The organism is Streptomyces sp. NPDC005863 (assembly GCF_042871345.1).
Classification (GTDB): Bacteria; Actinomycetota; Actinomycetes; order Streptomycetales; family Streptomycetaceae; genus Streptomyces.
The window spans coordinates 413,602-429,875 of the sequence record NZ_JBIAII010000005.1; the positions used below are offsets into that span (position 1 = coordinate 413,602).

The 16,274-nt window shown below is 72.6% G+C and carries 13 protein-coding genes and 1 riboswitch; of the genes, 3 read left to right on the plus strand and 10 right to left on the minus strand.

All coding sequences use genetic code 11. The features are described 5' to 3' along the window. Positions 1 to 50: 50 nt before the first annotated feature. Positions 51 to 1,352, minus strand: a complete 1,302-nt coding sequence (locus tag ACFYO9_RS20920; RefSeq protein ID WP_358777786.1) for a hypothetical protein — start codon at positions 1,350 to 1,352, stop codon at positions 51 to 53. Between the two features lie 474 nt (positions 1,353 to 1,826). On the opposite strand from ACFYO9_RS20920, the gene sepH reads away from it, so the two are divergent. Further along, on the plus strand, positions 1,827 to 2,933 hold the full coding sequence (gene sepH / locus ACFYO9_RS20925; protein WP_358777787.1) for a septation protein SepH: 1,107 nt from the start codon (positions 1,827 to 1,829) through the stop codon (positions 2,931 to 2,933). Between the two features lie 109 nt (positions 2,934 to 3,042). Here the strand turns inward: sepH and ACFYO9_RS20930 are convergent, their stop codons facing one another. Beyond that, the gene (locus tag ACFYO9_RS20930; RefSeq protein WP_358777788.1) at positions 3,043 to 3,870 is read right to left on the minus strand and encodes a sulfurtransferase; all 828 of its coding nucleotides are present in this window, start codon (positions 3,868 to 3,870) and stop codon (positions 3,043 to 3,045) included. Between the two features lie 455 nt (positions 3,871 to 4,325). On the opposite strand from ACFYO9_RS20930, the gene ACFYO9_RS20935 reads away from it, so the two are divergent. Further along, positions 4,326 to 5,057, plus strand: a complete 732-nt coding sequence (locus ACFYO9_RS20935; RefSeq protein WP_355804470.1) for a VOC family protein — start codon at positions 4,326 to 4,328, stop codon at positions 5,055 to 5,057. 136 nt (positions 5,058 to 5,193) lie between these two features. Here ACFYO9_RS20935 and ACFYO9_RS20940 read toward each other — a convergent pair whose 3' ends face one another. The 4 genes from ACFYO9_RS20940 to ACFYO9_RS20955 all read right to left on the minus strand — a co-directional run bounded on the left by ACFYO9_RS20940 (position 5,194) and on the right by ACFYO9_RS20955 (position 10,618). Beyond that, a complete protein-coding gene (locus ACFYO9_RS20940) occupies positions 5,194 to 5,844 on the minus strand; it encodes a thymidine kinase (RefSeq protein ID WP_355804468.1) in 651 nt (216 codons plus the stop codon). A gap of 49 nt (positions 5,845 to 5,893) precedes the next feature. Then, positions 5,894 to 7,081, minus strand: a complete 1,188-nt coding sequence (locus ACFYO9_RS20945; RefSeq protein WP_355804466.1) for a nucleotide pyrophosphatase/phosphodiesterase family protein — start codon at positions 7,079 to 7,081, stop codon at positions 5,894 to 5,896. After that, positions 7,081 to 7,668 carry a DUF5998 family protein gene (locus tag ACFYO9_RS20950; RefSeq protein ID WP_355804464.1) on the minus strand — a complete coding sequence of 196 codons (588 nt, stop codon included), beginning with the start codon at positions 7,666 to 7,668 and terminating at the stop codon, positions 7,081 to 7,083. Before ACFYO9_RS20950 ends, ACFYO9_RS20945 begins: the two co-directional genes overlap by 1 nt. A 91-nt stretch (positions 7,669 to 7,759) precedes the next feature. Next, a complete protein-coding gene (locus tag ACFYO9_RS20955; protein WP_355804462.1) occupies positions 7,760 to 10,618 on the minus strand; it encodes a GNAT family N-acetyltransferase in 2,859 nt (952 codons plus the stop codon). A 155-nt stretch (positions 10,619 to 10,773) separates the two neighbouring features. Here ACFYO9_RS20955 and ACFYO9_RS20960 point away from each other — a divergent pair, with 155 nt between their 5' ends. Continuing rightward, entirely contained in the window at positions 10,774 to 11,055 is a 282-nt protein-coding gene (locus ACFYO9_RS20960) for an HPr family phosphocarrier protein (protein WP_030021209.1), read from the plus strand. Positions 11,056 to 11,237: 182 nt separating this feature from the next. On the opposite strand, the gene ACFYO9_RS20965 is transcribed toward ACFYO9_RS20960, so the two are convergent. The 4 genes from ACFYO9_RS20965 to ACFYO9_RS20980 all read right to left on the minus strand — a co-directional run bounded on the left by ACFYO9_RS20965 (position 11,238) and on the right by ACFYO9_RS20980 (position 16,072). Further along, positions 11,238 to 11,948 (minus strand): GntR family transcriptional regulator, encoded by a 711-nt coding sequence (locus ACFYO9_RS20965; protein ID WP_355804459.1) that lies wholly within the window; start codon positions 11,946 to 11,948, stop codon positions 11,238 to 11,240. A 210-nt stretch (positions 11,949 to 12,158) separates the two neighbouring features. Continuing rightward, positions 12,159 to 12,962: a M23 family metallopeptidase gene (locus tag ACFYO9_RS20970; RefSeq protein WP_355804457.1), complete on the minus strand. Its 804-nt coding sequence runs from the start codon at positions 12,960 to 12,962 to the stop codon at positions 12,159 to 12,161. Between the two features lie 12 nt (positions 12,963 to 12,974). Continuing rightward, positions 12,975 to 13,137: riboswitch (cyclic di-AMP (ydaO/yuaA leader) on the minus strand. A 200-nt stretch (positions 13,138 to 13,337) separates the two neighbouring features. After that, complete coding sequence (locus tag ACFYO9_RS20975) at positions 13,338 to 14,723, minus strand: pitrilysin family protein (protein WP_355804455.1); 1,386 nt, start codon at positions 14,721 to 14,723, stop codon at positions 13,338 to 13,340. Then, entirely contained in the window at positions 14,720 to 16,072 is a 1,353-nt protein-coding gene (locus ACFYO9_RS20980; RefSeq protein ID WP_355804453.1) for a pitrilysin family protein, read from the minus strand. The genes ACFYO9_RS20975 and ACFYO9_RS20980 overlap by 4 nt, the downstream gene beginning before the upstream one ends. Positions 16,073 to 16,274: the final 202 nt, after the last annotated feature.

Genomic DNA, 16,274 nt, shown 5'->3' on the forward strand with positions numbered 1-16,274 from the left:
CGGACTCCGGGATACGGGCGTCCGCTACGGAGTCGACGTGTCGACGTCCACTACGGAGTGGGCGTTCCGCCGTCCTTGGCGTCGTCACCGGCGCCCGACCCGCCGCCGTGGGACGGCGTGGGCGTCGGGGTCGGCGGGGTGGGCGTGGGGGTCGGGGTCGGGTCCGTCTTGGAACCGTCGTCCCCGGAGTCGGAGCCGTTGTCCTTGTCGGTGTCCGAGCCCGTGCCCTTGTCCGGGTCGTCCTGGGAGCCGGTGCCGTTGCCGTTACCGCTCCCCGGGGTCTGACCGGTCCCGTCCGGGTCCTGCGTGGCGTTGCCGTCGCCCTTCTGGGAACCGTCGCCCGTGCTCGGGGTGCCGTTGCCCGAGGGTTCACCGGCGGGTTCGTCGTCGGACGGCGTGGACGGCTTCCTCGGCGAGGAGTTGTGCCCCGAGAAGCCGTTGCCGATCGAGGTGCCCTCGCCGCCGCTGAGGTTCGTCCCGGAGACCACCTCGTACGTGGTGATCCCCGCCATCGAGACGCCGAAGACGACGGCCGCGGCGATCAACGGCCGCTTCCAGCTGCGGACCTGCGAGCGGTGTGTGGTGCCGGCCGTGAACTCCTCCGGCGGGAGCGGCGGCGGCGCGAAGGCGGTCGTCGGGGCCGGGTCCATGGCGCCCGGACCTGTGGCGCCCGGACCCGTGGTGCGCAGCACGCGGGTGGCGTCGTCGCGCGGCACCGCCCGGGTGGCGTCCACCGCTCCGAGCAGCTGGGTCCGCTCGGTGTCCGCGCCGGGTGCCACGGAGGGCAACATCGTCGTCGCGTCGTCGTCCCCGGGGGCGGGCGGCACCGTAGTGGGGTCCGTACCCGCGGCGGGCAGCACCGTGGTGGGGTCCGCGCCCTCGGCGGTCGGCAGCAGGGTGGTCGCCTCCGCGTCGGTCTCGGCCGCTGCCTCCGCGGGCTGCTGCGGCCTCCCCCAGCTCGTGGTCACCGGCCCGGTGGCCCGCATGGCTCCCGTGTACGCGGGAGACCTGAACGTCTCGGGCACCGGCGGCGCCGCGGGCACCGGGACCTGCCGCGCCCTCGGCTTGGCCTGCACCGTGACGTCACGTATCTGCTCGCCCGTACGCTTGAAGAAGTGCTGGAAGACGGTGCCGCCACAGGTCGCGATGGCGCTCACGACACCGGCGCCGAGGATCGTCCCGTAGACACCGAGGTTCGAGGCGAGCTTCGCCGCCACGACCGCGGCGATGGCGCTCCCCGCCACCTGCGGCAGACTCAGATCCAGGCGCCGCTTCTCGCCCGGCTCCTCCGGCCCCTTCGGCCCCTTCGGCTGGTCCTTCGACTCCTTGCCGGAATCCGGCTTTTCACGCATCTCCGACCCTTGCCTGCCTTTCTCGACCTTTCTCAACTGACCACACGAGACAGGGACGTATGGGCGAAGTGTTTAGTTCCGGTTCGGGACATTCAGTGAAGTGCGCCACCCGCGCGCGGGCGCGGCACAGCGGAGGCGGGGGCCAACTCCCGTCCGGTACGAGAAGTTCGGCGGCGCGGCGGTCCACCCACATGGCCCGAATGGAGTACTGTTGCGAGCCCTGGGTCCGGTCTCCCGCCAGGGTGCCCGGGGCCTTCCAGGACCGCCGGGTGGGGGGCTCGCTGCACAGGGTGACGAACCTCGTCACTTAGCGTTGCGAAAAAGGTAACCGTGCCATAACGGCGATCCAGGGCCCATGCCCGACACGCCGGGCAACTCGGCAAGGTTGTGGCAGGCTGCACCCGGGCAGGCCACACTCGACTAGCGGAAGCAGCGACGCACGTGACGTCGGCAGGCACCACCCGGGAGGTCCCCATGCCCGAACTGCGTGTCGTGGCCGTCAGCAACGACGGCACACGGCTGGTGCTGAAGGCTGCGGACAGCACGGAGTACACGCTTCCGATCGACGAGCGGCTGCGTGCGGCCGTCCGCGGCGACCGGCCCCGACTCGGACAGATCGAGATCGAGGTGGAGAGCCACCTCCGCCCGCGCGACATCCAGGCACGGATACGTGCCGGCGCCAGCGCGGAAGAAGTGGCCCAGTTCGCCGGCATCCCCGTCGATCGCGTCCGCCGCTTCGAAGGACCCGTCCTCGCGGAGCGCGCCTTCATGGCCGAGCGCGCCAGAAAGACCCCCGTCCGCCGCCCCGGCGAGAACACCGGACCCCAGCTCGGCGAGGCCGTGCAGGAGCGTCTGATGATGCGGGGCGTCGACAAGGACACCGTCCAGTGGGACTCCTGGCGCCGCGACGACGGCACCTGGGAGGTCCTGCTCGTCTACCGTGTCGCGACCGAGCCGCACTCTGCGAGCTGGACGTACGACCCGCCCCGGCGGCTCGTCCAGGCCGTGGACGACGAGGCCCGTTCGCTGATCGGCGAGACGGACGACATCTCCGCGCCCGAGCCCAGCTTCCCGTTCGTGCCGCGCATCGCCCGGCTGCCCCGGGACCGCCCGGTGGACCGGCCGCTCGACCGCGCCCTCGAACGCCAGTTGGAGCGCCCGAGCATCCCCGCCCCGCCGGCCGATCCGCCGGAGGAGGGCGCCACCGGCGCGGGCTCCGCGGTCGCCGAGCAGGAGCGCGACTCGCTGACGAGCCTCCTGGAGGCGGTGCCGAGCTTCCGCGGCGACATGATCGTGCCCGAGCGCCCGACGGCCGCCACCACCACGGAACTGCCGCCGGCCGCCCAGGAGGAGCCCGACGAGCAGGAGCCGGACGCCGAGGAGCCGCCCGCGGCCTCGGCGGGCGCCGGTGCGGCCTACGCGGACGTGCTGATGCCCCGCTCGGTGGCCAGCCACCGTGACCGCCTCGTCGGCTCCACGGACCGTCAGGCCGAGGCCGACGGCGTGCGGCCGGGACGCCGTGCGGCGGTGCCCAGTTGGGACGAGATCGTCTTCGGCACGCGCCGCAAGAAGCAGGAGTAACCGAGCAGCCGAGCAGCCGGCCAGAGTGGCCCGCTACCCAGAGGGGCCCCACCGCACCAGTGGGGCCCCTCTGCGATGTGCGCGCCTGCGCGTCTGCGCACCGTAGGCGCTACCGCGGGTCCGGGCCCGTCGCCACGGGACGCGAGGAGTCGGCCGACCACTCCGACCAGGAGCCGACGTAGAGCGAGGCCGGGATTCCGGCCACCGCGAGCGCCAGCACCTCGTGGGCGCCCGAGACTCCGGAGCCGCAGTAGACGCCGATCTCCGACGTGCCGGACGCGCCCAGCGCCTTGAAGCGGTCGGCGAGTTCGGCGGCGGGCTTGAAACGGCCGTCCTCCGCGACGTTCTCCGTGGTCGGCGCCGACACCGCACCCGGGATGTGCCCGGCGACGCTGTCGATCGGCTCGACCTCGCCGCGGTAGCGCTCGCCCGCGCGGGCGTCCAGGAGCAGACCGGAACGGGCCAGGGCCGCCGCCGAGTCCGCGTCCAGCAGGTCGGTGCTGTTCGGCTCCGGCTCGAAGGTGCCCTCGGCGGGGGCCTCGCCGGGCCCCTGCTCCAGGGGGCCGGTCCACAGGGCGAGGCCGCCGTCCAGGACGCGCACGGACGTGTGCCCCGTCCAACGCAGCATCCACCACAGCCGCGCCGCCGCCCAGTTCTGGCCACCGTCGTACACGACGACGTCCCGGTCAGCCGAGACCCCCGCCGCGCGCAGCACGGCGCCGAACCGGCCCAGGTCGGGCAGGGGGTGCCGGCCTGCCGCGCCCGCGGCACCCGCCAGGTCGGCGTCCAGATCAATGAAGACGGCCGACGGAATGTGCCCCTCCTCGTAGCCGGAGCGCTGGGAGCCCTGGTGCTGCCAGCGGACGTCGAGAAGGACCGGCGGGTTCTGGCCTGCCAGCTCGCCCGCGAGTTGGGATGCGGAGATGATGGGATTCATGGGCCCATCCTTGCGTACGGGGTGGTCGTGTCGCCAAGGTCCGGCTACCCTGCCGCCCGGACCACACCGAACACGGGGCGTACGGAACCATGCACACCCTGTACGCCCGATGAACATCTCCCGGTCCTCGCGCGGTCACGGATGAGCAACCGGAAATCGGGCATCTTCCGCGGGAAGCCGGACAGCGCGGCGCGGCCGGGACGCAAGGTGTGGAAGGCGGTGCGAGCATCTGCACGGGCGCGAGCACGCGCGGCGACCGTGCGGCGGTCGTGTGCGCAGTCGAGAGTGGTAGCTGACCGGCCGTCACGACGGCCGAGGAGAGGGTGACGATGACCGAGGCGCGGGCGAATGGGGTCCCCCCTGGTGAGGACTGGTCGCAGTCCTTGGGGAAGGCGCGGCGCGAGGGCGCGGGGACCGGTCGGCGCAGGCCGGGCACGCCCTGCTGGGTGAGCCTGATGACGCACGACCTGACCGCGACTCAGGAGTTCTACGGAGCGCTCTTCGGCTGGGAGTTCCGGCCGGGCCCGGAGCAGCTCGGCCCGTATGTGCGGGCGTTTCTCGACGGCCGTGAGGTGGCGGGCATCGGCCGGCTGCCGGCCGACCGTCATCTGCCGATCGCCTGGACGACGTACCTGGCGTCGGACGACGCGGACGCCACGGCCGACGCGGTGCGGCACTGCGGCGGCACGGTCGGGGTCGGTCCGCTCGACGCGGGCGAGGACGCCGGGCGGCTGGCCATCGCCTCCGACCCGGCGGGGGCCGTCTTCGGCGTCTGGCAGGCCGTGGCCCACCTGGGCACCGCGGTGTTCGGCAGGCCGGGCACGCCGGTCTGGAACGAGCTGCTGACCCGGGAGACCGCGGGCGTGCTCAAGTTCTACCAGTCCGTGTTCGGCACGGACGAGGCCGTCGTCTCGGCCGGCTCCGGCGCCGACCACGCGACGATGTGCGTGGCGGGCCGCCCGGTGGCCTCTGTGCACGGCCTGGGCCAGGCACTGCCGCGTGACCGGGGCCCGCACTGGATGACGCACTTCGAGGTCGCCGACGTGGACGAGGCGGTCGAGCGGGTGGTGGAGCTCGGCGGCCACGTCGTCGAGCCGCCGAGCGACGGTGACCACGGCAGGACGGCGACGGTGGCGGACCCGGAGGGCGCGGTGTTCTCCGTCGTGCACACCACCGACGCGGACTGACCGCCTGGGGCGTTGGTTGCCGACCGGACGCGTGCGCATGTGTACCGCGAGTACATGTGTACCGCGATGTACATGTGTACGCGCAGCTGTACACATGTACACGTACATGCAGGTGTACGCGTCCGGCGTGCCGTCGTCAGGCGGAGGCGACGGGCAGGACGTCCGGGGAGAGCGCCGCCGCGTGGGCCGTCGCGCTCGTCATCCGGTTGCGGTGGTGGCGTCGGCACAGCACCTCGTAGCCGACTTCCTCGGCCGACCGGTCGACGTCCCCGACGACGACCTGCTCGCCCTCGACCACCATCTGCCCGCCCACCGTACGGGCGTTGTGCGTGGCCCGCGCCCCGCACCAGCACATCGCCTCGACCTGCAACGTCTCAAGTCGGTCGGCCAGTTCGATCAGGCGCTGGGCGCCGGGGAACAGCTTGGTGCGGAAGTCCGTGGTGATGCCGAAGGCGAACACGTCGAGGTCGAGGTCGTCCACGACGCGCGCCAGCTGGTCGATCTGCTCCGCGGCCAGGAACTGCGCCTCGTCCACGATCACGTAGTCGACCCGGCCGCCCTGCGACAGCTCCCTCACCACACGGCCGTACAGATCGAGGCCGGGCCGCGCCTCCACCGCGTCCGTCACCAGGCCGAGACGCGACGACAGCTTGCCCTCCCCCGCGCGGTCGTCCCGGGCGAAGATCAGGCCCTGGAGTCCACGAGCGGACCGGTTGTGGACGATCTGCAGGGCCAAGGTCGACTTTCCGCAGTCCATCGTCCCGGAGAAGAACACCAGCTCGGACATGCGAAGTCGCGGACCTTTCAAGGGAGTGCGGGGCAAGGGAGGGGGACGCTCAGGAGCGTACTTCGAGCAGCGGGACGAGCTGCTCGACGGGGGTCATGGAGCCATGCATGCCGACCAGGGCCGACTCGTTGGGCTCGCGCTCCGTGGCGATGATCGCGGCGTCGTCGTGGGCGGCCGCGATGATGTCGCCGAGACGCCCGTACACACGTTGATCAATGTGTGGACCGAACCAGCCCGCCTCGATGGCCTCGTCGCGGGAGGCCACCCAGAACTGCTCGCCGAGCACCTCGCGCCAGACCGTCAGGACGTCGTTCTCGGCACCCGGCACCGCGTAGACGTGCCGGGCACGGCCCTCGCCGCCGAGGAGGGCGACACCGGCGCGCAGCTCCCAGTCCTCGTCGAAGTCGATGCGGGACCGCTCGTCGAACGGGATGTCGATCATGCCGTGGTCCGCAGTGACGTACAGGGCGCTGCGCGGCGGCAGTTGCTCGGCGAGGCGCTGGGCCAGCCGGTCGACGTACATGAGCTGACCGCGCCAGGCGTCGGAGTCGACGCCGAAGCGGTGTCCCTTGCCGTCCACTTCCGCGTAGTACGTGTAGACCAACGACCGGTCCCCGGCGGCCAGTTGCCGCGCGGCGAGGTCCATGCGGTCCTCCCCGGAGAGCCGGCCGCGGAAGGTGCCGCCGCTCAGCGCGACCTTGGTGAGCGGTGTGTGCTCGAAGGTCGGGGAGGATACCTGCGCGGTGTGCACGCCGGCGTCGTGGGCCCGCTGGAAGACCGTGGGGTAGGGCTGCCAGGCGTGCGGGTCCGTCCACGGGTTCCAGCGGAGCTGGTTCATCAGCGCCCCGGTGCCGGGGTCGCGGACGGTGTAGCCGGGCAGGCCGTGCGCGCCGGGCGGCAGTCCCGTGCCGACCGAGGCCAGCGAGGTCGCCGTGGTGGCGGGGAAGCCCGCGGTCAGGGGCCGGCCGGTGCCGCCCAGCGAGCTCTGCAGGAGCGAGCTCAGGAAGGGCGCCTCGTCCGGGTGCGCCTTGAGCTGCTCCCAGCCGAGGCCGTCGATCAGGAAGACGCAGTTCCGGTCGGCCGGGGCGAGCTCGGGGATGACGGGTGCGAAGCCGTCGACGCCCTGGTGGGCGACGAGGGTGGGCAGCAGGTCGGCCAGCGAGCCCGCGCCGTACGCGGGCACCGGGGCGGTGTCGAGGGCGAGGGGTTGCACGTCGTCCCAGGCAGGAAGGGACATCAGCGGGCGGCGTCCGCGGTCGCCTCGGACAGCGCCTGGGCGAAGGCGAGGGTCTGCCGCACGGTGTCGGGGCCGTCGCCCGCCTCGCTGACGCGGAGGCTGAGGTCGTCGGCGGTCGAGCTGCCCGTGTAGCCGTGGTCCGCTTCGCAGTTGGGGTCGCCGCAGGCCGCGGGCTCCAGGTCGATGCGGGACACCGCGCCCCAGCCGATGGTCAGGACGACCTCGCGCGGTGGCGTCCCCGGCACGTACTTCTCCGGGTTGGCGACGACGCGGCTGACCACGACCGAGGAGATGCGGCCGATCTTGACCGACTCGGTGGAGGTGGTCGCGTACGGCGTCGGGGAGGTGCTGTCCGCCGCCTGCTCGTCGGTGTGGCTGACGATGAAGCGCGTGCCGGTCAGGACGAGGACGGTGACATGCCGGCGCACTTCGTTGGCGTCGAACGTCGTCTCCTGGTGGACCAGGTAGGACCCGATGGCCTCGCCGCCGATCGCGGCCTCCACCGCCTCGGCCACGAGGGCCGGGTAGTAGCCGCTGCGCTCGATCGCCGCGCGCAGCCCCTGGGTCGTCGTACCGGTCTTTGCCATGCCGTCCATCCTACGGCCCGGTGCGGGGCGCACGGTGCCCCGTGGCCGCCTCGGCCGGGAGCCGGACGCTCCGGTACCCGGAAAGGGCGGCTCAGTACCCCGGAAGGGTGCGCGGGCCGAGGTCGTCGCGGGCGGGCGGCGGCGCGAGCCGTACGGAGGCGCCGAGCACGGAGAGGCCGCGCTGGGCGACGACCACGGGCTCCAGGGAGACCCCGACCACCTCCGGGTGGTCGTCGACGAGCCGGGAGACCCGCTGCAGCAGCTCTTCGAGGGCCGGGGTGTCGACGGGCGCGGAGCCGCGCCAGCCGAACAGGAGCGGCGCGGTCCGGATGGATCGGACCAGGGAGTTCGCCTCGCGGTCGGTGACCGGGACGAGGCGGTGCGCGGTGTCGCCCAGCAGCTCCGAGGCGGCGCCCGCGAGGCCGAAGGAGAGCACCGCGCCGGCCGCCGGATCGATCACCGCGCGGACCACGGTGTCCACGCCGCGCGGGACCATCCCCTGCACCACGGGGCGCAGCTCGGCGGGCCCTCCGAAGAGGTCCGTCAACTCCTGGTACGCCCGGCGCAGTTGTTCCTCACCGGTCAGGTCGAGGCGGACCCCGCCGAGGTCCGCGCGGTGCCGCAGGTGCGGGGCGGTGGTCTTCAGGGCGACGGGATAGCCGATCGCCCGCGCGGCCGCCACCGCCGCGTCCGGATCGGGCGCGGGCAGCGCCTGCCGTACGTGGATGCCGTACCGCGCGAGCAGCTCGTGGGCGTCGTCCGGGGCGAGGGTGGCGCCTCGCGGATCGCCGTCCTTGGCGAGCAGCTCCTCGATGCGTCCCGCGGCCCCGCTCTCGTCGATGTCGTCGTACTCGTGCACCCGCCCCGGCTCATCGGCCTCGCGCCGCCACTGCGCGTACTTGACCGCTTCGGAGAGGGCCCGCACGGCGCGCTCGGCGGCGGGGTAGGCGGGAATGCGGTACTGGTCGGTGGGTTCGGCGGGCTCGGCGGGCTGCGTGGGTTCCGCGGGCTGGGCGGCGGGGGCTGCCGCGGGGCCGGCCGAGGGCTTTGCGGGTACGGGGGCGGGCGCGTCCGGCCGGGTACTGGTGGCGGCCGCCAGCGCCTCCGCGAGGCCGCCGAGCTCCACGTGGACCACGGCGACGGGCTTGGCGGGGCACCCCGCGGCGGCCGCCCGCAACTCCGTGGCCAGCGTCTCGGGGTCGGTGGTCGCCCCGTCCTCGCCCACCCAGGGGATCGCGTTGACGATGACCGCGTCGCAGCCGTCGTCCGAGAGCGCCTCGGCGAGCGCCGCGCGGAAGTCGGCCGGGACGGCGCCGGTCGTGAGGTCGCGGGGCGGCAGCGGCCGCAGTCCGTCGGCGATGCACGCGTCGTACGTGAGCAGGCCGAGCGACTCGGAGTTGCCGAGGATGCCGACCCGGGGCCCGGACGGCAGCGGCTGGCCCGCGAGCAGCAGCCCCGCGTCGACCATCTCGGTGACGGTGTCGACGCGGATGACGCCGGCCTGGCGCAGCAGCGCCGAGACCGTGGCGTGCGGCAGCCGGGTGGCCTGCACGGCGTGGCCGGTGGGCGCGATGCCGCTGTGCCGGGCGCCCTGGACCACGACGAGCGGCTTGGTGGTCGCCGAACGCCGCGCGAGCCGGGTGAACTTGCGCGGGTTGCCGATGGTCTCCAGGTACATCAGCGTGACGTCGGTGTCCGGATCCTCGTACCAGTACTGGAGGAGGTCGTTGCCGGACACGTCCGCGCGGTTGCCGGACCCGACGAAGGTGGAGAGCCCCGCGCCCCGCCGGTGCAGTCCGGACAGCAGGGCGATGCCGATCGCGCCGGACTGGGTGAACAGGCCGATCCGCCCGCGCGTGGGCGACTGCGGGGCCAGCGAGGCGTTGAGCCGCGCCCGCGGGGCGGTGTTGATGACCCCGAAGGCGTTCGGGCCGATGATCCGCATCCCGTAGGACCGGGCCTGGCGGACCAGTTCGCGCTGTCGCTCGCGTCCTTCGGGGCCGCTCTCGCCGTACCCGGCGGAGAGCACCACGAGGCCCTGTACGCCCCGCTCGCCGCACTCGGCGACGACCTGGGGCACCCGGTCGGCGGGGACGGCGATCACCGCGAGGTCGACGGGCTCCTCGATGGCCGCGACGGAGCGGTACGCCGTCACCCCGTCGATGTCCGGGCCGTCGGTCTCCTCGTCGTACGCGCTGTTCACCGCGGAAAGCCGCCCGGTGAAGCCGGAGTCCCTGAGGTTGCGCAGCACGCTGCGGCCCACGCCGCCCGCGGCCCGCCCCACGCCGATCACCGCCACCGAGCCGGGCGTCAGGAGGCGCTGCACGGAGCGGCCCTCCGCACGCTGTTCACGGGCGCGCTGCACGGCGAGCGAGCGGTCGGTGGGCTCCAGGTCGAACTCGAGACGGACGACGCCGTCCTCGAAGCTGCGCTTCTGCTGGTAGCCGGCGTCCGTGAAGACCTTGATCATCTTTGTGTTGGCCGGCAGCACCTCGGCGGCGAAGCGGCGGATGCCGCGCTCCCTGGCGACGGCAGCGATGTGCTCCAGGAGCGCGGAGGCCACGCCGCGGCCCTGGTGGGCGTCCTGCACGAGGAAGGCGACCTCGGCCTCGTCGGCGGGCGCACTGGCGGCCATGCCGCGCTCGTCGATGCGGTCGTAGCGCACGGTCGCGATGAACTCGCCGCCCACCGTGACCGCGAGCCCCACCCGGTCGACCTGGTCGTGGTGGGTGAAACGATGCACATCTTTGGCGGACAGCCGCGGATAGGGCGCGAAGAAGCGGTAGTACTTCGACTCGTCCGACACCTGTTCGTAGAAGCTGACGAGACGGTCCGCGTCCTCGGCCGTGATGGGCCTGATCCGGGCGGTCCCTCCGTCGCGCAGCACCACATCGGCTTCCCAGTGGGCGGGGTAGTCGTGCCGATCCTGCCGATCCGACGCGGTCTGCATGGGGCCAGGGTACGGGTCGCGCGGCCGCTCGGGCCGGGGCAGGCTGGGACGGGTCGAACGGCCACCGGGACCAGGACGTATGTCCGACGGAGCACCCGTGACGGCATGAGACACTGGTCTAGACAAGTGTGAGACACCTGGAAGGGCAGCAACACATGGCTGAGCGCCGCGTCAACGTCGGCTGGGCCGAGGGCCTTCACGCCCGACCCGCCTCCATCTTCGTCCGCGCGGCCACGGCCGCCGGCGTTCCCGTGACGATCGCCAAGGCCGACGGCAACCCGGTCAACGCCGCGTCGATGCTCGCGGTGCTCGGCCTGGGCGCCCAGGGCGGCGAGGAGATCGTGCTCGCCTCCGACGCCGAGGGTGCCGACGCCGCCCTCGACCGGCTGGCGAAGCTCGTCGCGGAGGGGCTCGAGGAGCTTCCGGAGACGGTCTAGGACGCGTTCCTGGAAAACGTCGAAGGGGTCACCCGGAATATTCCGGGTGACCCCTTCGACGTTTTCCAGGCCTGACGTTCGACGCACTTCAGGACTGACGCCAAAAAGACAGATACCGGAATTCCCGCCTTTTCACTCAGTCCCCTCTTTTGCGAGGGTCTCCCTTTTATACGGCTCCTCCGTTAATTCCGGAGGCTCACCGTGTTGACGGCATGTTGCGGGTCCCTCACACCGCCGCGCCCCGCCCGCCGTGCGGGACGCAGCCGTTGGGCGGCCGCCGTCCGCTCGGCGTGCGCGGCGGCGAGCGTCCTGGCCCGTCCCGCGTCCTTGCGGGCCACCGCGTCGAGGATCGCGGCGTGTTCGGACCACGTCTCGGCCGGCGCCGCCGGGGACTCCACCACGTACATCCAGGCGACCTTGTGGCGGAGCTGGGTGAGCAGCGTGCCGAGGCCGGGGCTCGCGGACGCCTGGGCGAGCGTCTCGTGGAACCAGCCGCCCAGCGCCCGCAGGTCCTCCCCCAGGCCGCCTCTGGCGCGTTCCTGGCCCAGCCGGACGAGACCGCGCAGAACCTTCAGGTGCGCGTCGTCACGGCGCTGTGCGGCGCGTGCCGCGGCGAGCGGTTCGAGCAGCGACCGCATCTCCAGGAGGTCCGCGGCCTCCTGCTCCGTCGGTTCCGCGACGCACGCGCCCGCGTGCCTGCGCGTGACGACGAAACCCTCGGCCTCCAGGGTGCGCAGCGCCTCGCGTACGGGGACGCGCGAGACGCCGTAGCGGCGCGCGAGGAGCTCCTCGGTGAGCCGGCCGCCCCGCGCGTGGACTCCGGCGACGATGTCGTCCCGGATGGCCGTGCTGACCGAATGCGCAGGAATGCGCGTGACCGGACCTCCGCCCACTGACCGGACCTCCATTGAATTCCCCGCGCCCCGCCGTCGGCCGACGCTCGTCCGGTGACTCTATTGCAGAGTGCCGCGATTTCCGATGGCGTCCGGGAATTCATGGATATCTTTTGGCCACTGCGGGACGAGGCGCCGCCGCGGCAACGCGAAAGCCCCGGCTCATCAGGAGCCGGGGCTTTCGAAGCGGTGCTGTGGAATCCGCGTCCGTCAGACGTTGACGCCGTGTCCGCGCAGGTACGCGATGGGGTCGATGTCCGAGCCGTAGTCCGGGCCGGTGCGGGCCTCGAAGTGCAGGTGCGGGCCGCTGGCGTTTCCGGTGGCGCCGGAGATGCCTATCTGCTGGCCCGGGGTGACCGTCTGGCCGACGGAGACACCGAGGGAGGACATGTGGCCGTACTGGGTGTACGTGCCGTCGTTCATCTTGATGACCACGTTGTTGCCGTAGGCGCCGCCCCAGCCGGCCTCGACGACGGTGCCGGCGCCGACCGCGTGGACCGAGGTGCCGGACGCGGCGTGGAAGTCGATGCCGGTGTGGCTGCCGGAGGACCACATGGCGCCGCCGGTCTGGTAGCCCGTGGAGACGTACGAGCCGGAGATCGGGGCGACGTAGCTGTTCAGGCGCTTGCGCTCGGCCGCGCGGGCGGCGCGCTCCTTGGCCTCGCGCTCCTTCGCGGCCTTCGCCTTGGCCTCGGCCTCGGCCTTGCGCTTCTCCTCGGCGGCCTTCTTCTTGGCGGCCTCTTCGGCCTTCTGGGCGGCAGCGGCGTCGTCGGCGGCCTGGCGCTGGGCGGCCGCCTGCGCGTCGATGTTCTCGGCGAGCGAGTCGCCGACGGAGATGGCCTGGGTGAAGCCGGTGTGCTCGAGGGCCGCGTCATCGGCGGCGGCGAGCGCCGGACCGGCGAGGCCTCCGATGACACCGGTGGTGGTGAGCGCTGCGACGCCCGCGACGTTCGCGGTGGTACGCGTGAGGCGGCTCGGACGACGGTGCTTCCCGGTGGCACGGGTGAACGCCATGAAGCGGCTGATCCTTTCCTTCCCTCTCGCCTACCGGGTTAGCTGACGGGTTCGGAGCAGGAAGGTCTCCTACAGGTTCCTCGCCTCGCGGCAAGGTGCCCGATTCACCCCAGGGGACATGTGGGTCCCCGGCTCCCCTGGCTCGCGCCGTACGGGGACTCGGCGATGACTGTCCGGTGCCGCGGATGCGGCGTACTGCGCGACGAACAGCCGGACCGACGCTAAACGGGCGCACTTTCAATCGACAAACAGAACTCGACTTTTGTAGCGCACGCCACAGGGCAGACGGGCAACCTCCATATGAATTCGGACATATGAGGACCCTGGCGCCCGAAGCGGTCACCAGGGTCCTCATATGTCCGGCCTGACGGTCACTCAGCCGGTGACCACACTCACGTCACCGATCCCGAGGGCCCTGACGGGCTCCTCGATCTGCGCGGCGTCCCCGACGAGGACCGTCACCAGACGGTCCTCCGGGAAGGCGTTCACGACGGCAGCGGTGGCCTCCACGGTGCCGGTGGCCGCCAGCTGCCGGTACAGCTGCGCCTGGAAGTCGTCCGGCAGGTTCTGCTCGACCTGGTCGGCGAGGGTGGCCGCGACGGAGGCCGCCATCTCGTACTTGAGCGGGGCGACGCCCACCAGGTTCTGCACGGCGACGTCACGCTCGGCGTCGGTGAGCCCGTCGGCCGCGAGGGTGCGCAGCACCTTCCAGAGGTCGTCGAGCGCCGGGCCGGTGTTCGGGGTGTCCACGGAGCCGCTGATGGCGAGCATCGCGGCGCCCGTGCCGTCCGGCGCCGAACGCAGCACCTGGCCGAACGCCCTGACGCCGTAGGTGTATCCCTTCTCCTCGCGCAGGACGCGGTCCAGGCGCGAGGTGAGGGTGCCGCCCAGGCAGTACGTGCCGAGCACCTGGGCGGGCCAGACGCGGTCGTGCCGGTCGGGGCCGATGCGGCCGATCAGCAGCTGCGTCTGGACCGCTCCGGGGCGGTCCACGATGACGACGCGGCCGCGGTCGTCGGCGGTCACCGGCGGCACCGGGCGCGGCTCGCCCGCGGAGCCGGTCCAGGCGCCGACGGTGTCCGCGAGGACGGCGTCGAGGTCGGTGCCGGTCAGGTCGCCGACCACCACGAGGGTGGCCGTGGCGGGCCGGACGTGCTTCTCGTAGAAGGCCCGCACCGCCGCCGAGTCGATGGCGGTGACCGTCTCCTCGGTGCCCTGGCGCGGCCGCGACATGCGCGCGGTCGGCGGGAAGAGCTGCCGGGAGAGTTCCTTGGCGGCGCGCCGCGCGGGGTTGGCGGCCTCGTGCGGGATCTCGTCCAGGCGGTTGCGTACGAGCCGTTCGATCTCGCTGTCGGCGAAGGCCGGGGCCCGCAGCGCGTCGGCGAGCAGGCCGAGCGCCTTGGGGAGCCGGGAGACCGGAACCTCCAGGGAGACGCGGACCCCCGGGTGGTCGGCGTGCGCGTCGAGGGTCGCGCCGCAGCGGTCGAGCTCGGCGGCGAACTCCTCGGCGGAGTGCTTGTCGGTGCCCTCGTTGAAGGCCCTCGCCATGATCGTGGCGACGCCGTCGAGGCCCTCGGGCTCGGCGTCCAGGGGCGCTTCGAGGTGGATCTCGACGGCGACGACCTGCTGGCCGGGGCGGTGACAGCGCAGGACGGTGAGGCCGTTGGGCAGGGTGCCGCGCTGGGGGGCGGGGAAGGCCCAGGGCTTGGCCGTGCCCGCCTGGGGCTGGGGGTGGAACTGCATGGTCGCGGCCTCGGTCACTTCGCCGCCTCCTCTTCTTCCTCGTCGTCCGCGTCGGCGTCGGCCGGGGCCGTCGGCTCGTACACGAGCACCGCGCGGTTGTCCGGGCGCAGGCGGGCCTTGGCGACCTCCTGGACCTCCTCCGCGGTGACGTCGAGGACGCGCTGCACGGCGGTGAGGGCGAGCTGCGGGTCGCCGAACAGGACCGCGTACCGGCAGAGTTCGTCGGCGCGGCCCGCGACCGTGCCGAGCCGGTCGAGCCACTCGCGCTCCAACTGTGCCTGGGCGCGCTCCATCTCCTCCGCGGTGGGGCCCTCCGCGGCGAAGCGGGCGAGCTCCTCGTCGACGGCGGCCTCGATGACGGGCACCTCGACGTCGCCGGACGTCTTCACGTCCAGCCAGCCGAGCGACGGCGCGCCTGCGAGCCGCAGCAGGCCGAACCCGGCGGCGACCGCCGTACGGTCACGGCGCACCAGGCGGTTGTAGAGCCGGGAGGACTCGCCGCTGCCGAGGACGGTGAGGGCGATGTCGGCCGCGTCGCACGCGCGCGTGCCGTCCTCCGGGAGGCGGTAGGCGGCCATCAGGGCACGGGCCGGCACCTCCTCCTCGACGACCTCGCGCAGCTCCTCGCCGATGCGCTCCGGCAGAGAGCCGTCGCGCGGCGGCTGCTTGCCGTCGTGGCCCGGGATCGACCCGAAGTACTTCTCGACCCAGGCGAGCGTCTGCTCCGGGTCGATGTCGCCGACGACCGACAGGACGGCGTTGTTCGGCGCGTAGAACGTACGGAAGAACGCACGGGCGTCCTCCAGGGTGGCCGCGTCCAGGTCGGCCATGGAGCCGATCGGCGTGTGGTGGTACGGGTGGCCCTCGGGGTACGACATGGCCGTCAGCCGTTCGAAGGCGGTGCCGTACGGGACGTTGTCGTAGCGCTGGCGGCGCTCGTTCTTGACGACGTCGCGCTGGTTCTCCATGGACTGTTCGTCGAGCGCGGTGAGCAGCGAGCCCATCCGGTCGGCCTCCAGCCACAGGGCCAGCTCCAACTGGTGCGCGGGCATGGTCTCGAAATAGTTGGTGCGCTCGAAGCTCGTCGTGCCGTTGAGCGAGCCGCCCGCTCCTTGGACCAGCTCGAAGTGGCCGTTGCCGTGCACCTGCTTCGAGCCCTGGAACATGAGGTGCTCGAAGAGGTGGGCGAGGCCGGTAAGCCCCTTGACCTCGTGGCGTGAGCCGACGTCGTACCAGAGGCAGACCGCGGCGACCGGGGTCAGGTGGTCCTCGGAGAGCACCACGCGCAGGCCGTTGGCCAGCCGGTGCTCGGTCGCTGTCAGGCCGCCGGAGCCGGCCTCGGCCGTGGCCGTGTGACCCATGGGCATGTACGTCCCTTCGATCGCTGGATCATCGCTGGATCAGAACCATTGCTGCCAGTCCTGCCACTGTATGCAAGCGTGTCAGCACCTGACGAAGTTCCCGCTCCGCCCACGGCGTAGTCGCGTGTGACGGCTCCGGTGCACGGGTCGTGGTCTGCGTTGTCAGTGGGACAGTCCACAATGGTCGGCGTCAGAACCCGCACTTGTT

What these genes read in the sequence shown, in the direction of transcription:
- ACFYO9_RS20980 (WP_355804453.1), bottom strand. Translation starts at nt 16,072, where the DNA reads ATGCCCATGGGTCACACGGCCACGGCCGAGGCCGGCTCCGGCGGCCTG.
- ACFYO9_RS20940 (WP_355804468.1), bottom strand. Translation starts at nt 5,844, where the DNA reads ATGTCCGAGCTGGTGTTCTTCTCCGGGACGATGGACTGCGGAAAGTCG.
- ACFYO9_RS20935 (WP_355804470.1), top strand. Translation starts at nt 4,326, where the DNA reads ATGACGCACGACCTGACCGCGACTCAGGAGTTCTACGGAGCGCTCTTC.
- ACFYO9_RS20955 (WP_355804462.1), bottom strand. Translation starts at nt 10,618, where the DNA reads ATGCAGACCGCGTCGGATCGGCAGGATCGGCACGACTACCCCGCCCAC.
- ACFYO9_RS20960 (WP_030021209.1), top strand. Translation starts at nt 10,774, where the DNA reads ATGGCTGAGCGCCGCGTCAACGTCGGCTGGGCCGAGGGCCTTCACGCC.
- sepH (WP_358777787.1), top strand. Translation starts at nt 1,827, where the DNA reads ATGCCCGAACTGCGTGTCGTGGCCGTCAGCAACGACGGCACACGGCTG.
- ACFYO9_RS20950 (WP_355804464.1), bottom strand. Translation starts at nt 7,668, where the DNA reads ATGGCAAAGACCGGTACGACGACCCAGGGGCTGCGCGCGGCGATCGAG.
- ACFYO9_RS20930 (WP_358777788.1), bottom strand. Translation starts at nt 3,870, where the DNA reads ATGAATCCCATCATCTCCGCATCCCAACTCGCGGGCGAGCTGGCAGGC.
- ACFYO9_RS20970 (WP_355804457.1), bottom strand. Translation starts at nt 12,962, where the DNA reads ATGGCGTTCACCCGTGCCACCGGGAAGCACCGTCGTCCGAGCCGCCTC.
- ACFYO9_RS20920 (WP_358777786.1), bottom strand. Translation starts at nt 1,352, where the DNA reads ATGCGTGAAAAGCCGGATTCCGGCAAGGAGTCGAAGGACCAGCCGAAG.
- ACFYO9_RS20945 (WP_355804466.1), bottom strand. Translation starts at nt 7,081, where the DNA reads ATGTCCCTTCCTGCCTGGGACGACGTGCAACCCCTCGCCCTCGACACC.